Annotated in this window: 14 protein-coding genes; 4 read left to right on the top strand and 10 right to left on the bottom strand. The window is 43.3% G+C overall.

Going from position 1 to position 17,548, the window contains the following annotated elements; translation table 11 throughout:
- Nucleotides 1-11 precede the first annotated feature (11 nt).
- From dapB to EAH55_RS05185, 4 genes are read right to left on the bottom strand one after another with little or no spacing between them, the layout of a single operon-like run.
- Nucleotides 12-761, bottom strand: coding sequence for a 4-hydroxy-tetrahydrodipicolinate reductase (gene dapB, locus EAH55_RS05200; protein WP_112574747.1), 750 nt, complete (start codon nucleotides 759-761; stop codon nucleotides 12-14).
- Nucleotides 762-784: 23 nt separating this feature from the next.
- Entirely contained in the window at nucleotides 785-1,462 is a 678-nt protein-coding gene (locus EAH55_RS05195; RefSeq protein WP_121808733.1) for a DUF5683 domain-containing protein, read from the bottom strand.
- A 15-nt stretch (nucleotides 1,463-1,477) separates the two neighbouring features.
- Entirely contained in the window at nucleotides 1,478-2,389 is a 912-nt protein-coding gene (locus EAH55_RS05190; RefSeq protein WP_121808732.1) for a ParB/RepB/Spo0J family partition protein, read from the bottom strand.
- A gap of 3 nt (nucleotides 2,390-2,392) precedes the next feature.
- Nucleotides 2,393-3,196 carry a ParA family protein gene (locus tag EAH55_RS05185; protein WP_121808731.1) on the bottom strand — a complete coding sequence of 268 codons (804 nt, stop codon included), beginning with the start codon at nucleotides 3,194-3,196 and terminating at the stop codon, nucleotides 2,393-2,395.
- A 299-nt stretch (nucleotides 3,197-3,495) separates the two neighbouring features.
- On the opposite strand from EAH55_RS05185, the gene EAH55_RS05180 reads away from it, so the two are divergent.
- Nucleotides 3,496-4,017 carry an NADPH-dependent FMN reductase gene (locus EAH55_RS05180; protein WP_112574751.1) on the top strand — a complete coding sequence of 174 codons (522 nt, stop codon included), beginning with the start codon at nucleotides 3,496-3,498 and terminating at the stop codon, nucleotides 4,015-4,017.
- Nucleotides 4,018-4,156: 139 nt separating this feature from the next.
- On the opposite strand, the gene EAH55_RS05175 is transcribed toward EAH55_RS05180, so the two are convergent.
- The gene (locus EAH55_RS05175; RefSeq protein WP_121808730.1) at nucleotides 4,157-5,140 is read right to left on the bottom strand and encodes a gliding motility-associated C-terminal domain-containing protein; all 984 of its coding nucleotides are present in this window, start codon (nucleotides 5,138-5,140) and stop codon (nucleotides 4,157-4,159) included.
- 51 nt (nucleotides 5,141-5,191) lie between these two features.
- Nucleotides 5,192-7,180 carry a gliding motility-associated C-terminal domain-containing protein gene (locus tag EAH55_RS05170; RefSeq protein ID WP_162996749.1) on the bottom strand — a complete coding sequence of 663 codons (1,989 nt, stop codon included), beginning with the start codon at nucleotides 7,178-7,180 and terminating at the stop codon, nucleotides 5,192-5,194.
- A 172-nt stretch (nucleotides 7,181-7,352) separates the two neighbouring features.
- Between EAH55_RS05170 and EAH55_RS05165 the strand changes: the two genes are divergently transcribed.
- Both EAH55_RS05165 and EAH55_RS05160 read left to right on the top strand, forming a co-directional pair.
- Entirely contained in the window at nucleotides 7,353-8,675 is a 1,323-nt protein-coding gene (locus tag EAH55_RS05165; protein ID WP_121808728.1) for a PQQ-dependent sugar dehydrogenase, read from the top strand.
- Nucleotides 8,676-8,818: 143 nt separating this feature from the next.
- A complete protein-coding gene (locus EAH55_RS05160; RefSeq protein WP_121808727.1) occupies nucleotides 8,819-10,897 on the top strand; it encodes a TonB-dependent receptor in 2,079 nt (692 codons plus the stop codon).
- 243 nt (nucleotides 10,898-11,140) lie between these two features.
- Here the strand turns inward: EAH55_RS05160 and EAH55_RS05155 are convergent, their stop codons facing one another.
- Nucleotides 11,141-13,699, bottom strand: a complete 2,559-nt coding sequence (locus tag EAH55_RS05155; RefSeq protein WP_121808726.1) for a family 20 glycosylhydrolase — start codon at nucleotides 13,697-13,699, stop codon at nucleotides 11,141-11,143.
- Nucleotides 13,700-13,864: 165 nt separating this feature from the next.
- A complete protein-coding gene (locus tag EAH55_RS05150; protein WP_121808725.1) occupies nucleotides 13,865-14,791 on the bottom strand; it encodes a cobalamin-binding protein in 927 nt (308 codons plus the stop codon).
- Nucleotides 14,792-15,027: 236 nt separating this feature from the next.
- Between EAH55_RS05150 and EAH55_RS05145 the strand changes: the two genes are divergently transcribed.
- Nucleotides 15,028-15,651, top strand: coding sequence for a LysE family transporter (locus tag EAH55_RS05145; protein ID WP_121808724.1), 624 nt, complete (start codon nucleotides 15,028-15,030; stop codon nucleotides 15,649-15,651).
- Nucleotides 15,652-15,717: 66 nt separating this feature from the next.
- Here the strand turns inward: EAH55_RS05145 and EAH55_RS05140 are convergent, their stop codons facing one another.
- Together EAH55_RS05140 and truB are read right to left on the bottom strand one after the other, a co-directional pair.
- Nucleotides 15,718-16,644, bottom strand: coding sequence for a bifunctional riboflavin kinase/FAD synthetase (locus EAH55_RS05140; RefSeq protein WP_121808723.1), 927 nt, complete (start codon nucleotides 16,642-16,644; stop codon nucleotides 15,718-15,720).
- An 80-nt stretch (nucleotides 16,645-16,724) separates the two neighbouring features.
- Nucleotides 16,725-17,447 carry a tRNA pseudouridine(55) synthase TruB gene (gene truB, locus EAH55_RS05135; RefSeq protein WP_121808722.1) on the bottom strand — a complete coding sequence of 241 codons (723 nt, stop codon included), beginning with the start codon at nucleotides 17,445-17,447 and terminating at the stop codon, nucleotides 16,725-16,727.
- Between the last annotated feature and the right edge of the window lie 101 nt (nucleotides 17,448-17,548).

Genomic DNA, 17,548 nt, shown 5'->3' with positions numbered 1-17,548 from the left:
TTTTAAGCTTATTAGCTATTAAAATCAAACATGGCCTCCACCGAGTAAAAGCCTTTTTTGTCATGCAGCCATTCGGCAGCCAAAACAGCTCCTAAAGCAAAGCCATTGCGGTTATGCGCGGTATGCTTAAATTCGATGCTATCAACTTCCGAATCATAAATAACAGTGTGCGTACCAGGTACGCTATCAATCCTTAACGATTCAATAAGCAATTGGTTAGCTGATACATTAGCATTGGCATCGCTATCATCGGTGGTTAAAACATTAATCCACTCGTTTTTGGTATCGGTGTTATTGATAATGCCTTCGGCAATAGTTATGGCCGTACCGCTTGGCGAATCCATTTTTTGCGTATGATGGATCTCCTCAACCTGCACCTCGTAATAAGGATACCTGTTCATTACTTTAGCCAGTAGCTTGTTAACGTGAAAAAACACGTTAACACCAACGCTAAAGTTTGATGCCCATAGCAGCGACTTATTCCCGTCGATACATTGTTGCTTTACCTCAGGTAATTTCTCATACCAGCCGGTTGTACCTATAACAACAGGAACATCGGCATTAAAACAATGCTCAATATTTGATAATACGGATGCCGGGGTGGTAAACTCTATTACAACATCTGCTTTCTGCAGGTTTTCGGGAGTAAGGTCATGAAGGGTTTCATGATCAATGGTAAGTACAATTTCATGCTTGCGGCTAATGGCAATCTTTTCAATGATCTTGCCCATTTTTCCGTAGCCAAGTAGTGCTATCTTCATTTCAGGTATTGTGGTTTTCCTTATTAAAACGTAAAGGTAACTTTTAAACCCGGAATATAAGCATTATTAGCACCTTGCGCGAACACCGGCTGATTAATTAAACCCGGGGTTACTTTAAACGACAGGTTATTATCAACTGTGTACGAATGGATGAATTTGGCATCGATATAAGCATCAACAGCCTGGATGCCCCATACGGCCAAAAATCCGAAAATACTTAAGTCGCGGTTACGCCTTGAGTTTTCGCGGGCGTCATTCAGGTTGGCGTCTGGCACCTGGGCGTACAAAATAGATTCCTCATAATAAGGATCGCCCGGTTTAGCCGCGATACCCTGACGGTATCTTGATAATATCAGGTATTCGTGGTAGTAATGCTGGTTGTATATAATGGCCGAAGTTAACAGTCCCAAACCACCATAAATCAAAGGCACTTTCCACCACCTGTGGTTATATACCTGGCCCCAGCCCGGTACCATTAACGAATGCATTACTGCTTTATGCGGAATATGATTACTATCCGGATGATAGATTTTTTCTTTGGCAGGATCAATCTTTGGAGCAAATGAGCCTGATGGGGTTTTAACAGGGTGCTTTACTTTTAGCGTATCACTTTTTTTACTACCCGTACTGTCAGCTATCTGAGCCTGTGCGGCAAAAATAAAAAAAGTGAATACACCTAAAAAAAACAGGAATTTATACATTTTTAAAATTAACAATTACCAATCAAGCATTTCAAGGATGCGGCCAAGATCATCTTCTGAAAGGAAAGGGATCTCGATAACACCGCTACCGCGGCTGCCTACTTTTAGTTTTACCCTTGTACTAAATTTTGAAGCAAGATCATCCTGGATCTTTTGCAATTGGTACGATACCGGCTCGGGTTGTTTACCCTCCTTTTTTACAGGTGCCTTTTGCATATCCCTTACCAATTCTTCAACCTTACGAACGGATAAACCTTCCTTTATAATATGCTGATGTATAAATAATTGTTTAGCAGGATCAGTTAATGTTAAAATAGCTTTGGCATGGCCCATAGTAAGCTCACCATCACGGATAGAAGCCTGGATAACCGGCGGCAATCTTAAAAGCCTCAGGTAATTGGTAACTGTCGAACGGTTTTTGCTTACCCTGTCGCCCAGTTCTTCCTGTTTCAGGTTACACTCTTCAATCATGCGCTGAAAGCTCAGGGCTACCTCAATGGCATTCAGGTTTTCGCGCTGAATGTTTTCAATAAGCGCCATTTCCAGCATTTGCTGATCATTGGCTGTACGTACGTAAGCCGGGATCTGGGTTAAGCCAGCCAGCTTCGACGCGCGAAAACGACGTTCGCCGGAGATCAGCTGGTATCTATGAGCGCCTAATTTCCTAAGCGTAATTGGCTGAATTAAACCCTGAAGTTTGATCGACTCTGAAAGTTCGGTTAGCGCCTGCTCATCAAAATCGGTACGGGGCTGAAAGGGGTTAACCTCAATTTCGGTCAGTTTTATTTCATTAACCGAGCCAAGGTCATTAACCTCGGCAGGGCTTGCTGTTTCTTTATTTCTGTTTTGGTATGGCTGTACGTTAGGCGTGTCATTCAATAGCGCACTCAGTCCCTTGCCCAGGGCATTTCTCTTTTCACCACTCATTTACTATACTGTTGCTGTAGCTGTTGCCGATTCCCCTTTAACCAGTCCGTTTTTTTCCAAAATTTCGCGGGCAAGGTTTAAATAATTTATTGCACCCTTACATGTAGCATCATGCATAATTACCGAAACGCCAAAGCTTGGCGCCTCGCTTAAACGGGTATTACGTTGTATGATGGTATCAAAAACCATATCCTCAAAGTGAGTTTTAACCTCATCTACTACCTGGTTACTCAGGCGTAAACGTACATCATACATGGTTAACAGGATACCCTCTATCTCCAGTTGCGGGTTAAGGCGCGACTGAACAATTTTGATGGTATTTAACAATTTGCCCAAACCCTCTAACGCGAAATACTCGCACTGTACCGGTACAATTACCGAATCGGCAGCGGTTAAAGCGTTAATGGTGATCAAACCTAATGAAGGCGAACAATCAATGATGATAAAATCATACTCATCGCGCACCTTTTCAAATACCTGTTTCATTTTGTACTCGCGGCCGCTTAAATTGATCATTTCAATTTCTGCACCTACCAGGTCAATGTGTGCAGGTAATAAATCAAGATTTGGGGTATCTGTTTTCTGAATGGCCTCATGAGGATCAACCTCATTGATGATACATTCATAAATACTATTTTTAATATTACGGGGATCGAAACCAATACCCGAAGTTGAGTTAGCCTGAGGATCGGCATCAACCAGCAAAGTTTTATAATCTAATACAGCTAAACTTGCAGCCAGATTTATAGATGATGTAGTTTTCCCTACGCCGCCTTTCTGGTTGGCTAAAGCAATTATTTTACTCATTCTATAGTTTAAAAAAATTTATAGTTCTGTGATTTATAACAACGTTAAATAGAAACAGAAATTTCTACTTTCGTAAAGTTTTTATCCGGTGATAAAGATACGGAATTAAATAATGTAGAATTCCACAGCTTTTGTCTATTTACAAACAATATTGATCAATTAGTAAAATATCGGCAGGGTAAGTTTTTAATATTATTACTTAAATCATATTTAAAAACAATTAACTCATTAGCAAAAAGTTAACAGTTAAAAACCAACGATATCACTGACCAGATCATGCAGCAATTTACCAATAATAAATGATAACCATTATAGCGTCAACAAACAGGCCCGGAAGTTCAACACTTAAACTGGCGCATGTTTATCAACAAAAACTACGCGAAAAAGGTGTAGAAGCAGGCATTTTATCTCTTGCTCAACTGCCTCCAAACATTATTGAAACCGACTTATACAATAAACGCAGCGCGGAGTTTGAACCTATCCAGCAAATAGTTACCGATACTGATAAGTTTATATTTCTTATACCTGAATATAACGGCAGCTTTCCGGGTGTGCTTAAAGTTTTTATTGATGCCTGCAGTTTTCCCCAAAGTTTTTATGATAAAAAAGCCGCTTTAGTTGGTTTATCATCAGGCAAATACGGCAATATTCGTGGTGTTGATCATTTTACCGGCGTTTGTCATTACCTGCACCTTAACATTATGGCGCTTAAATTGCACATAGCAGCCATTCACAAAGAATTTGACGAAGAAGGCAACCTGTTTAAACCCGATACCATCAAGTTTGTAGACGAGCAGATTGACAAGATCATTAAATTTTGATTTTTAAACAAAATGTCATTGCTGTAAGGAACGAAGCAATCGCACGGAGGCAGAGCGGCTCTGTATAGCATGCGATTGCCACGCTTCGCTCGCAATGACATTTTTTTGACCTGCGCTTAACCAATTAAATCCCTCAAACCTATCTCATCAAAAACACCCATCCCGATATCCTTCGGGCTCCTGTTTTAAGATCGATCATATAGTAATAAGTCCCCATATCAAGGAGCGATCCGTTTCTTGTACCATTCCATGGCGTACTATAACCAACGCTTTTAAAAACAATACTTCCTCCGCGGTCATAAACTGTTAAAACACAATCGGTATAAGCTTCAAGGTTAGTGATATCCCAAACATCGTTAACGCCATCGCCATTGGGCGAAAACATGGTGGGAATAGTTAATTTGGGCGCACTCGTTATAAACTCAATATCGTCCAGCATCAGATCATTACCCGGACCGCCGGGAGCGCTGTTGCTGATTTTTAATACCAGGCTGCTTACGTCATCAGGCGTTTTAAAAACCAGGTTATATTTTTTCCAAACTGGGCCCGATGTAGCAGGAATTGGCCCGGTACGCAACGTTTCAAGTACTTCGCCGGTTGTGGTTTCAATAGAAAAAAGGATATCGGGCTGCTGAACTGTTGGTCCAATCACTGTATTTTTTAACAGGTTAAGGATGTAGGCAGAAAACTCATAAGTAGTAGCCGGGCAGAGAGAGGGCACCATACGGGTAAAAAACACGCTCGGTTCATTTGACGCGTTGATCATCATCATATAGCCGTTGCTGTTCCCGGTATGGTCATGCGTTACTTTATGCCATGATTCTTCCGAACACCCATCAGAAGCTGTAACCAGGGTATAAAATCCATCGGCAGGGCAATATGGCGTATATGTCATATTAGTAACACCTGCCGGTAAGGCAGGGCCATGACCTGTGCCAGAGCCAAAATCTTCTTTAAATAGCCAATGCCCCAACTTGCCGGTACAATCCATACTTTGGGCAAAGACATTCGTATAAAACAATATCAACAGAAAAAAAACCGGGGAAAAACGCGCCTGCATGACCAGATCAACACTTAAAACCTTAAAGGTAAGTTCAAGCGCCCGGTAAAAGGCAGAGCTCAACGGTCAGTTTTTATTTCGATATACTATACTGGTAATATCGGGTCATCAAAATCAATGCACAATAAACACCCAGCCCGATAATAATGGCGCACCATTTTTAAGGTCGATGACATAGTAGTAAGTCCCCGAAGGCAAAACATATCCTTTGTAGGCGCCATTCCAGGGTTTATCATAACCGGTAGAGGTGTATACTTTTTGCCCGCTGCGGCTAAACACATTCATTGTACTTTCCGGATACGTTGATAAAGCCTCAATATCCCAGTAGTCGTTTAAACCATCGCCATTGGGCGAAAACGTAGTTGGAATGACTATTTTTTTATAAACCCTTACAAAAACACTGACACTGACAGACCCGCATCCAATGCCCGACGAGGCTTTCAACGTATAGGTAATATCATCGGTAGGGCTGGCAACGGGGTTCATTTTTGTCGGATCATCAAGTCCCTCGGCAGGGCTCCACAGATATGTATCGGCATACTGTGTTTTGGCATCCAGCACTACCGACTGGCCTTCAAAAATCTTTTTCTGCGGGCTTATACTTGCTTCAGGAACAGGCATAACCGTTACAGTTACCTGTTTAGTTGCTGTACAACCTTCATTAGTGGTTACTGTTACCGTATAGGTAGTGGTTTCGGCAGGTTTCGCAGCCGGACTTTTTGCCGCAGGATCTGACAACCCGGTAACCGGTAACCAACTATAGCTTTTAGCGTCGGCAGCATCCGCGCTAATGATAGTCGCGCTACCCTTGCAAATTGGCGGGGGCGCATTAACCGTTATTACAGGTTTTAAATTCACAACCGCATGCAGTTTATCCGATGTTCTTGAACAGTCGCCGACCGAAAAAACGGTAACCTGGTAGTCCCCTATATCCACCGCAGATGCATTATCAATTACCAGCGGGTTCTGAGCTTTATTAGCTTCGGTAACACCCGGTCCAGTCCATTCATATCTTATTGCACCCGGCGTAGCGGTGAGTGTAAGCGCATCGCCTTCGCACACTGGGGGAGCGATGATTGATGGTTTATCTGGGTAAGCATTAACCCTTATAGTAAGCGACTGTGAATAAGTACGGCAGGTTGGTGAGTTAATGTTATTTCCGTCGGCAGCCGCAAGCCGATACTCATAAGCCCCTACAGCTGTGCTGTTTGTAACAGAAACAGGAAGTTGCGCGCCGGTTGCTCCGGGCAGATCATCCCAGTTACCGTTAGGATTTAGTTTTTGCCATTGTAGCCTTGTATCTGTATAATCGTTCCCTACCCTTGATACAAGGTTAAAATTCTTTGTTTCCCCCACACATACATCCTGCGGCATATTGGTAGCAATGTCTGAAAAGCCCACCGGCATAGTTGGGCCACAGGGCCTAAATTGGATATCATCAAGCATCAAATCGTTCCCATTTAGGCCGGGTTCATTATTGATCATTTCAATGGTAATTTCGTTATTACCAGAACCGGTAGAAAACAACATGCTGTACCGGCGCCAATCTTCCGGATCGCTGCTTGCCGGAATTTCGCCGGTATCATACATGGTTTTTTCGCCGTTGGCGTTAGTTATTACAAAAGTAATATCAGGCTCATGAACGCCAGGGCCCGCATGCGCCTGGAATATCAGGTTAAAAACCCACGCCGAAAATTCATACTTGGTATTCTGACAAAGCGTTCCGGCACTAATTTTATAAGTAAAGAATTTCTTCGGGTCTTGCGAAGCATTAACAAGCATCATGTACCCATTAGTATTGCCTGTATGATCATGAGTTACAACCTGCCATCCTTCCGGGTGGCAATTGCTGTTTCCGTTTTTTATATTAGTTGTATTTACAATTGTATATTGACCATCTTCGGGGCAACCCTGTATATAGGTAAAATCAGTTACATCATTTCCCAGGGGGGCGCCATATCCTTGTCCTGATCCAAAATCAAGTTTAAATACAGGATCGCCAAGACTTCCATTACAAACAACTGCTTGTGCGTTTACCTGCGCATGAGTAAATGCAAAGGCAAACAATATTAACAGAAATAATTTAACGGGGGTAAAACGCATTAATGGTTTGGAAAATAAAAACATCGAACCACCAAAAATATATTTTTTTGCTTACGCCGATGCATAAAAACCAGTTAAAGCGTGAATATATTACGCCCTGCAAAACAATCATTTAGCCCAAACAATCCTTGCACCTAAAAAGTTAATTATTAGTATATAAAACTCCATCGAAATGAAAAACAGCCTCATCATATTTCCTTGTATTATCGGTGCCTTGCTTGTGGCCTGCAAGCATAAAAAACCTGCCAATTATAACAATGCCGATACGGTTATTAACAAAAGCGACCAGGAGGTTAAACTGGCTGCACCATATGAGACCAAAGCCGTAAAAAACTTTTGTGAGGTTATTGGCTGGCCCAAAGGCCTAACACCTGTCGCGCCTGCAGGCTTTTCGGTAAGCCTTTATGCCGATGGATTGGATAATCCGCGTAATATTTACGCAGCCTCAAACGGAGATGTGTTTGTATCCGAAGCAAATACCGAGCTCAGCGGGCTAAAAAAGATTGGCGCGGATATTATTGGTGTAAGTAAATCACAAAATTACGGCAAAAGCGCCAACAAGATCCTGCTGTTTAAGGATACTAACGGTGATGGCATGCCAGATTCAAAAACGGTTTTTCTGAGTGGGTTGAACCAACCCTATGGTATGCTCATCGCCGGCGAATGGTTTTACGTTGCCAACACGGATGGTTTGTGGCGATACCCCTATAAAATGGGCGAGATGAAAGTAACCGGCAAAGGCATTAAAATATTAGATCTGCCGGCAGGCGGCTATAACAATCACTGGACCCGCAATATTCACCTGAGCGCCGATGGCAGTAAAATATATGTTTCGGTAGGATCAGGTAGTAATGTTGCCGAGCACGGGATTGCTAACGAGAAGCGCCGCGCCGATATCCTGGAAATTAACCTTGACGGCACTGGCGAACGTGTTTATGCTTCAGGTTTGCGAAACCCTGCAGGTATCGATATTCAGCCGGGAACCGGTGTGCTATATACAGCAGTAAACGAGCGCGACGATCTCGGAGATCAGCTTGTGCCCGATTACCTGACCAGTGTTAAAGATGGTGGGTTTTATGGCTGGCCCTGGGCCTATTTTGGCCAGCATGAAGATCCGGTGTTAAAACAGAAAGACCCAAACCCGGACATGGTTAAAAAGACGCTTGTACCGGATGTAGCCCTTGGTTCGCATACCGCATCACTTGGTTTAGCTTTCTATAACGGTACAAGCTTTCCGCAAGAATATCAAAACGGGGCTTTTATTGGTCAACATGGCTCGTGGAACAGCTCAAAACTGGTGGGTTATAAAGTAGTTTTTGTTCCGTTCAGCAGTAATAAGCCTACCGGCCAAACAACAGATTTTTTAACGGGCTTTATTGCGGATACTGCAAAGCGAAAAGTATACGGTCGCCCGGTTGGCGTGGCTGTAGCAAAAGATGGATCATTACTGGTGGCCGATGACGCTGGAAACAAGATCTGGCGGGTTGCGCGCTGATGCTGTCGCCAGGTTGAGAAACTTACGAAGTTTTTGAAACTTCGGAAGTTTAAGGCATTCGATCATCAAGATATTTACAAACCGGCGATATAGGTTTGTGAGTATAAACACCTATTTTTGGTGATGTCCCTGATCATCAACCTATGTTAAAACCGTTTACTATTATAACTTTTGCGCTGGCTGCTGCTATTTCGGCCAATGCACAAAATAAAAAGCCTGCTAAAAAAGATACCACCGAACTCAAGACGGTAATTGTAAAAGGCTATCTGAGCGATCAGCCTGTCATCAGCGTACCAGCCTCCGTGAGTGTGCTCGGTGCCGCCCAGCTCCGCATCCAGCCTGATAACTCGTTTGTAAACGCCTTAAATACCGTTCCGGGTATCCGTACCGAGGAGCGCTCGCCGGGAAGTTACCGTTTATCAATCAGGGGCAGTTTACTTCGCTCGCCTTTTGGGGTGAGGGATGTGAAGATCTATTTTGATGATATCCCGCTTACCGATGCCGGGGGTAACAGCTATTTAAACGCTATTGATATCGCGTCGATACAAAAAGTGGAGATATTAAAAGGTCCTGACGGTAGTTTGTTTGGCGCCAACTCGGGCGGCGTGGTAATCCTTAGTCCTCTTAACCGGTATAAGGACAGTACTTATATTTCGGCAGGTATAAACGACGGCTCATACGGGCTGTTCCACGAAAAAGCGGCAGTGCAGTTAAAAACTACCAATTACCTGCTCAACATTAATCAGAGTTTTCAAACCTATCATGGTTACAGGCAAAATAGCGATACCCACCGCAACTACCTGCAACTGGCCGATAGCTGGAACTACAGTGGCAAAAACACTTTAAAAGCGCTGGGTATTTATTCAGATCTGGCGTATGAAACGCCCGGAGGTTTAACACTTGCCCAATACAATACCGACCCTACGCTGGCCCGGCAGCCTACACCAACTTTGCCGGGGGCTATCCAGCAGCACATTGGCATTACTACCAAAATGTACCTGGGCGGTTTAACCAACGAGTATCATTTTAATGACCATATCCGCAACGTCCTTGCAGTATTTGGCAATCATGTTGATTTTGCCAACCCGTTTATTACCAACTATGAACAGCGCAAGGAAAACACTTATGGTTTTCGCACATATTTCGAGTTAACCGGCGATAAAAAACCAAGCTTAGACTGGAAAGTTGATCTGGGTTTTGAATGGCAGCAAACCAACTCGCATATTGCCAACTACGGCAATAAAAAAGGGGTAAAAGATACCACCCAAACTATTGATGATATCCACACTAATCAGCATTTTGTATTTGTGCGCTATGCTGCTGATGTGTACAAACGCCTGCACGTTGAGGCCGCTGTAAGTTTAAACGACTACGGGTACGATTTCAAAAACCTATACCCGCTTAATCAAAACAATTTTACTAATCGCAACTTTAGTGCACAGTTGATGCCGAGATTGGCCTTGTCATACCAGGTGAGTAATGACTTTGTTTGGAGGGCAACCATAAGTCGCGGATACTCTACCCCCACTACTGCCGAAGTAAGGCCAACCGATAATATAGTAAACACCAGCCTGCAGGCCCAATATGGCTGGAACTACGAAACCGGCTTTCGCCTGCGGAATCACGACGAGAGCTTAATGCTGGATCTATCGATCTTTTACTACCGTATTACTAATGCCATTGTACGGCGTCTGAATGCCGATGAAACAGAGCATTACATTAATGCCGGCGGCACTAATCAGCCGGGCACAGAATTATCTTTTTATTATTGGATAATAAAACAAAACAAAAATTCATTTATTAGGGGCTTACTGTTTAATGAATCATACACCTTCAATCAGTTTAAATTCAGAAGCTATGCCAATGCAACTAATAATTACAGCGGCAACAATCTCACCGGAGTGCCTGATTTTGTTTATGTAACAAGTTTGCAAATAAAGTTCCCTCAATATTTGTCATTGTTTATCCAACATAATTATACTTCCAGTATGCCCCTTAACGATGCCAACACTGTTCGTGCCGGGCATTACAATGTACTACAAGCAAGGGTAAGCTATCAGCAAACCATCGGCCGTAAAACACACTTTGAAATATTTGCTGCCGCGGATAATCTGCTTAACCAGAAGTACAGCCTGGGTAATGATTTAAATGCTGTAGGCAATCGTTACTACAATGCTGCTCCGCTGAGGAATTATTCAGTTGGGATGAATTTTATGTATTAGGTAGTGGGTAGTTCATGGTTCATAGATCATGGTGAGAGAAATAAAAAAACATGTCATTGCGAGGAACGAAGCAATCGCATGCTATACAGAGCGGCTATGCTTCCGTGCGGTTGCCACGCTTCGCTCGCAATGACATAGTTTCACAACCTATAGCCCGCTAATGAACAGCGGCAATTGTTAATTAAAAAAGCCCGGTATTTTGTTTCACAAAACACCGGGCTTTTTACAATCTGCAAACTGAAATTAAGGGTTCAGATTATTACTTCCTCCCTCAGCAATATTACTTCCCCGGCCTTTTGGATCAAAAGCGCGGAATTTGATAACACCGCCATTATAATTAACCGGGCCAGTGTATACTTTGCTTGTAGCGTCCGGATCTTTACCGTTAGTAGTATACCTGATGGTTAAGCCCGGGAACTCTACATTGCTCAGGTATTTACCATCCTGCAGACTGATGCCTGGCTTTGGTACGCGGTAATCATAACCGCCATTGTAATACGTAAGGCGCGGCAATTCGCGTTTGCCTAACACATTCAAAAAGTTTGACCAGGCTGCCTGGTATTCTTCTTTACTTTTTGCCGGATCTTTTTCGGTAGCCCAGGCCGGGTCTTGTGCCCAGGCACGTTCTGCCAAGCCAAGCAGGCGCGGGAAAATCATGTAGTCCATCCTTTCAGGACCTTTAACTGTTTCGGCCCAAAGCGCGCCTTGCAGACCTACTATATTACTTTTGCCAAAGTCGGTAAGGCGTTGTTTGCCAATAAAGATATTCCTGTTTATTGGGTTGCCTTGCTTATCAACGTCGGCGTTTTTAAAGTAATCATAAGGGATAAACGAGAAGAATTTGTCGATCCCTAAAAACGCGCCCCAGTAGTAACCCGGCTCATCAAAAGATTTGTAATTGGCCATATCAAAGTACAGGTTGGTAACACAGGTTAATACAACCTTGTAACCGCCGTTGGCTAAGCGATAAGCTAAATCTTCCTGCCCGGCACCTAAAACATTGTTCCAAACATCAACCTGTAAATGCTCCTTCGTAAAATCGGGGTTAGGCACATAAGCCGGCTGGCCATCAAGCGTGGTTTTACGAAGCGCCATCTCTTCCCAACCCGAAAGGCGGATGCCTTTCGCTTTCAGGATGTCATTAACACGACCATAGAAGTAATACCAAAGGTCGTTAGTGCTTTGTATTTCGGGGTGAGTGGCATTAAGAGCCACATAAGCTGGCGATTTTTCCCATACATTAGCAGGAACCTCATCGCCGCCAAAATGAATTGTTGGCAATGGTGCGCCAGCTTCTTTATAAGTACTGATGAGATCATTTACAACAGTCTCCACAAAGTTATAGGTTGACGGCAGCGATACATCGATCACGTTATCGTTCCAATATTGTACCGAGCGATATTCGGATTTATCATTCTGATCATACAGCAGATATTTTTCGGCTTCTGCCTTTTTACCTTCGGCCATTAACCTGTCATAACGTGCATTCATAGCCTTAATAGCTCCGCGGGCATGACCGGGCGTTTCAATTTCAGGAACTACGGTGATATGACGGTCATTGGCATATTTCAGGATCTCTATATATTCCGCCTTAGTGAAATAACCTGTACCAAAAGGATTGTTAACTTCCGGACCAGAACCATGAGATGGAGGCAGATGATGTTTGCTATCCAGCGTATGGCCACGTTTTGACGCAACCGAAGTTAGCTCAGGTAATGAGGGGATCTCTATTCTCCATCCCTCATCATCAGTCAGGTGCAGGTGCAGCGTATTCAGTTTATACAAACTCATTGCTTCCAGCAGCTTCAATACCTGTTGTTTTGACTGAAAATTACGGGCTACATCAAGCATTACCGCACGATAGGCAAAGCGCGGCGCATCGGAAACCTCAACACAAGGAATCTGTACCGAAGTCGGCGCCTTAGCCAATGCACTTGCCGGGATCAGGCTTTTGAATGATTGGATACCATAATATATGCCGGTGCTTGCAGATGCCCGGATAGTCACTACAGTTGGTTTTATGCTTAACTCATAAGCTTCATCGCCCAAACCAGCTTTATATTCAAATGAAATTACATTGCTCGAAGATTTACCTGTTTCCTTTTTTCCAAAGATTGAGGTGATATAATTACGCAAGACTGCTGCTTCCTTACTGAACCGCGCATCGGCAGATGAAACATTAACACCCGGAGCAAAAGAAAAACTACCGCTGCCCTGGTTATAACTTACTGGCGTAGGGAAAACTTTTACCAACTGATCGGCAGGGATATCGGTAACTGTTTTATTTCTGTCGTAAACAATCTCGGGGGTTATCAGGCCCTGGTAAGTAGGTTTATATGGCGTGATATCATATGAGCCGAAAGAATAGCCTTTTTCGGGGGTATTATCCCAAACCAGATAAGGGCCTTCGGGGGCATCGGTAATATTCACTACAGGATCATCACACACAAACTCAATGCGGGCGGTTCCACCTGGTTTCAGTTCTTTAAATCCTGAAGTTGGGGTGATGCTATACATATCCCCGTTTACCTGTTCAATTAAGGCATTGTTGCTTACCGCTGCCTTGGTAAAACCACGGCCGGAGTTAAAATAGATCTTCCATCCCGCTGCCGGCAATGTTTCATGACTTTTGTTGGTAATTACCAAGGCGGTGAGGGCTTCGTTTTTATTTTGATAGTTATTGTCCATCACCTGCCAGTTGAGGTGCAGTTCGGCAATGTTTGGCTTTTTATCGTCATTAATTTTAAAACCGCTGCATACAAAAACCGCCGCGATAACCATCATCATAAAAATTTTGTTCATAATTGATCCTGTGCCTGAGAGATAGCAGACAAGTAAATATATAGCTTTTTAAATTATTTTAATAAGTATTTTTATCCGTGTAGAGACGCATCACATGCGTCTTTTAACAGATGAAGAAGATAGACGCATGTGATGCGTCTCTACTGAAAACGTATTTAACGGTGTTTACAACGAAAACTTAATCCAACCCTCACCCTCATAACCAAAAATGAATTGCTTAGGTCGGATGATCTCGGCCAGGATCTCGACGGAATCAACAATGCGGGGGCCCGGGCGATTAAAGTATTGGTTACCGTCGGCTATATAAAACCTGTCGTTTTTTACGGCTTTGAGCGATGCGAAACCCGGGCGATCCAGTAACAGGTTAATTTCGCGCATGGTGCGTTCAATGCTGAAACCGCAGGGCATTACTACAATAACTTCCGGATCCTGTTGCAGAATATCGTCCCAGGCAACATAGGGAGAATGTTTGCCATCCTGCGCCAATACCGGTGTTCCGCCTGCAATGTTTACTAAACCGGGCACCCAATTGCCGGATATCATTAAAGGTTCAAGCCATTCAATACAAGCCACCGTTGGCTTACTGTCAACAAATTTTAGCTTATGTTTAATGATATCAACACGTTCCTGCAGGCTTTCAAGCAGTTCGGCACCGGCTTGCGGCACGTTTAGCGCATCGGCAACTTTGGTGATATCATTAAAAATATCGTCAAGGCTATTGGGCTGCAACGATATAATTTGAGCTTGTTTATCAAGATAGTTTTCCAGCGCTTCCTCTACATCTTTTAGCGATACGGCGCAAACCTCGCATTGGGCTTGGGTTACAACTACATCAGGTGCAAGTTCTTTAATTTGCTCACGCTTTACCGTATAAACCGAAAGCGCGTCGGCCAGGATCTCCTTTACCTTTACATCAATATCAGCACTGCTCAGGCCATCAGGAAAATTAGCTTCGGTACATACCGGCAATTGCTTTACTGCTTCCGGAAAATCGCACTCGTGCGAGCGCCCCACCAGGTTTTTCTCTAATCCTAAAGCACAAATTATTTCGGTAGCGGCTGGCAGCAATGAAACTATTTTTTCAGTTGGCATGTTAACAAGTTAAAGTTTGCAAATGTAATAATTATAGATGTGCAAATTTCAGGTGTGCAGATGTGCAAACTATTATAAGATGTGTAGATTTCAAATATGCAGATGTGCCAATCAATAAATTAAATTAGGGAGGGCATTATTGAGGTTGCGCTAATCTTTACATCTGAAATCTGCACATTTAAAATTTGCACATCTGCCCATTTGCCAACTCCAATTAACACCCTATCTTTGCTGCGATGATATTTTTGACTTTTTTCATCGGGCTTATAGCCAATTTTATAGGCTATATACCACCCGGCAACATAAACCTAACTTTAGTACAGATCACCATAAACCGTGGCATTAAAGAAGCCGTACGCTTCATAACCGCGTTCTCGGCCGTTGAATTTTTCTTTACGTATTTCATCATGCATGCCGCTCGCTGGCTTTCGGGACAGTTGAAATTGGGTACTATCATCGACTGGATCATGGTTGTTTTGTTTGGCGTAATGGGATACATTACCTGGATCCATCGTAACGCGCCACCTAAGGCTAATTACTCTGAGCATGCCAGTATTAAATATGGTATTTTATTGGGCTTCTTAAACCCCATGCAGGTACCCTTCTGGATGGTGACCGGCACTTATCTCATTACCCACGAATGGATCCTTGACGGTCGCGTAGCCTTGGTTATTTTTAGCTTAGGCTCGGCAGCGGGTGCATTCTTATGCCTGTTTATTTATGCCAAATTTGCAAAGTATATCCAGGATAAATTTGCGTTAAGCAATAAACTTATTAATACAAGCATAGCGGTATTATTTTTCGCTTTTGCAGCGTATCATATTGTGAAGCAGATCTATCTGTCGTTTTTTAAGCATTAAAAACAGAACCGTGATTTGCCTGATTTAAGGATTACCTGATACTAAGCTCAAGGTAATCCTTAAATCCTAAAAATCAAGGTTTAACACATCCACCTTATCCTGCGCCAACTGCACTTTCAGCTCGTCAAGTGATGAAAACTTTACATCGCCGCGGATATAGTGGTGAAACTCCATCCGGATGGTTTGGTTATAGATCTCCTGGTTAAAATCAAAAATGTTTACTTCGATATTACGGGTGAGGCCATTAACCGTTGGGCGGCTGCCGATATAGGCCATTCCCTTATATTTCTGATCGGCAATGATAACCGTTACGGCAAAAATGCCATCACATGGAACAAGCTTGTATTTTTCTTCAATAACGATATTGGCAGTTGGATAACCTAACTGACGGCCGATCTGATCGCCGCGCACAACATTTCCGGTAATAAAGAATGGATAGCCTAAAAAGGCGTTTGCCAGATCAATATCGCCGCTTAAAAGCGCGTTACGGATGCGGGTTGAACTAATAGCCACCTCATTGATATCCTGCTCGGGGATTTCTACCACGTCAAACCCATAAACCGGGCCAAGGCGTTGCAGGTCTTCAAAACCTCCCTGCCTGTCTTTCCCAAAACGGTGGTCGTAACCTATCACTATTTTTTTTGTACCGATCTTGTTTACCAGCACATCACGGATATAGCTTTCGGCCGATTGATTGGAGAAATCCCTGGAAAAAGGAGTAATGATCAAATGATCAACCCCAAGCTTTTCCATAAGTTCGGCCTTTTCGGCAATAGTAGTTATCAGTTTAAGGCTTTCATCTTCCGGGTGCAATATCATGCGCGGGTGCGGGAAAAAAGTAAGGATCACGGTTTCGCCGCCGGTGCTTGCAGCCAGCTCCTTAATGCCTGATATAATTTTACGGTGCCCGATGTGTACCCCATCAAATGTGCCGATGGTGACTACCGCATTGTTTACCGCTGTAAATTCGTCAATGTTATGATAAACCCTCATTAATTATATGAGTAAAACACAAAGTTAATTTTTAGTTGATGGGATTAACAACAGGAGTGTTTGCGCTTTGTAAATTTCCTTTACCGTGCCGCGTGCGTATCTGATGTCTTCAATTCCCTAACGGTATTTACCAGCTCCATTACTTCCCAGGCATCTTCAATCCTGAAGTTGCCGCTGCGTGTACGCCTTAACTTCGACAGATAAGCGCCATTACTTAAGGCAGCTCCAAAATCATTCACCAGCGACCGGATATAAGTACCCTTGCTGCACACCACCCTGAAATCAATCTCGGGCAACTCAACTCGGGTTAATTCAAATTCGGTTATAGTTACGTTGCGCAACTTCAACTCCACTTCCTCGCCCCGGCGCGCTTTTTCATATAAACGCTCGCCATCAACTTTTATGGCTGAATGTGCCGGAGGATATTGCTGTATATCGCCTATGAACTGTCCGCAGTTATTACGGAGCCTTTCTTCGGTGAGTTGGCTAATGTCAAAACTTTTGTCAGGCTCGGTTTCCATATCATACGAGGGCGTTGTAGCGCCTAATACCATTGTACCGGTATATTCCTTTTCTTCGGCCTGAAAGATATCTATCTGCTTGGTCATTTTACCTGTGCAGATGATCAGCAGACCGGTAGCCAACGGATCAAGCGTTCCCGCGTGACCAACCTTTAATTTTAGCGGTTTAAATGAATTGCGGAGCTTGCCAACCACATCAAAGCTTGTCCATTGATAAGGTTTGTTAACCAGTAAAAGCTGACCTTCAGCAAATTCCTCTATTTTAGTGTACGTATTCTTCAAATCTTTTATTTAGTCGGATCAACCCATCCGATTTTTTCGCAAAGGTACGATTTTCGACTTGATGGCGGAAGGAAGGAAAACTGCAGTAAAAAAACAAATCG

It is taken from the genome of Mucilaginibacter kameinonensis (genome assembly GCF_003675385.1).
GTDB classification, from domain to species: Bacteria; Bacteroidota; Bacteroidia; order Sphingobacteriales; family Sphingobacteriaceae; genus Mucilaginibacter; species Mucilaginibacter kameinonensis.
This window is presented reverse-complemented; position numbering and strand designations above follow the sequence as displayed.

Bases quoted from the DNA above. Each gene is read 5' to 3' on its own strand.
- dapB (WP_112574747.1), bottom strand. From the start codon at position 761: ATGAAGATAGCACTACTTGGCTACGGAAAAATGGGCAAGATCATTGAA.
- EAH55_RS05195 (WP_121808733.1), bottom strand. From the start codon at position 1,462: ATGTATAAATTCCTGTTTTTTTTAGGTGTATTCACTTTTTTTATTTTT.
- EAH55_RS05190 (WP_121808732.1), bottom strand. From the start codon at position 2,389: ATGAGTGGTGAAAAGAGAAATGCCCTGGGCAAGGGACTGAGTGCGCTA.
- EAH55_RS05185 (WP_121808731.1), bottom strand. From the start codon at position 3,196: ATGAGTAAAATAATTGCTTTAGCCAACCAGAAAGGCGGCGTAGGGAAA.
- EAH55_RS05180 (WP_112574751.1), top strand. From the start codon at position 3,496: ATGATAACCATTATAGCGTCAACAAACAGGCCCGGAAGTTCAACACTT.
- EAH55_RS05170 (WP_162996749.1), bottom strand. From the start codon at position 7,180: ATGCGTTTTACCCCCGTTAAATTATTTCTGTTAATATTGTTTGCCTTT.
- EAH55_RS05165 (WP_121808728.1), top strand. From the start codon at position 7,353: ATGAAAAACAGCCTCATCATATTTCCTTGTATTATCGGTGCCTTGCTT.
- EAH55_RS05160 (WP_121808727.1), top strand. From the start codon at position 8,819: ATGTTAAAACCGTTTACTATTATAACTTTTGCGCTGGCTGCTGCTATT.
- EAH55_RS05155 (WP_121808726.1), bottom strand. From the start codon at position 13,699: ATGAACAAAATTTTTATGATGATGGTTATCGCGGCGGTTTTTGTATGC.
- EAH55_RS05150 (WP_121808725.1), bottom strand. From the start codon at position 14,791: ATGCCAACTGAAAAAATAGTTTCATTGCTGCCAGCCGCTACCGAAATA.
- EAH55_RS05145 (WP_121808724.1), top strand. From the start codon at position 15,028: ATGATATTTTTGACTTTTTTCATCGGGCTTATAGCCAATTTTATAGGC.
- EAH55_RS05140 (WP_121808723.1), bottom strand. From the start codon at position 16,644: ATGAGGGTTTATCATAACATTGACGAATTTACAGCGGTAAACAATGCG.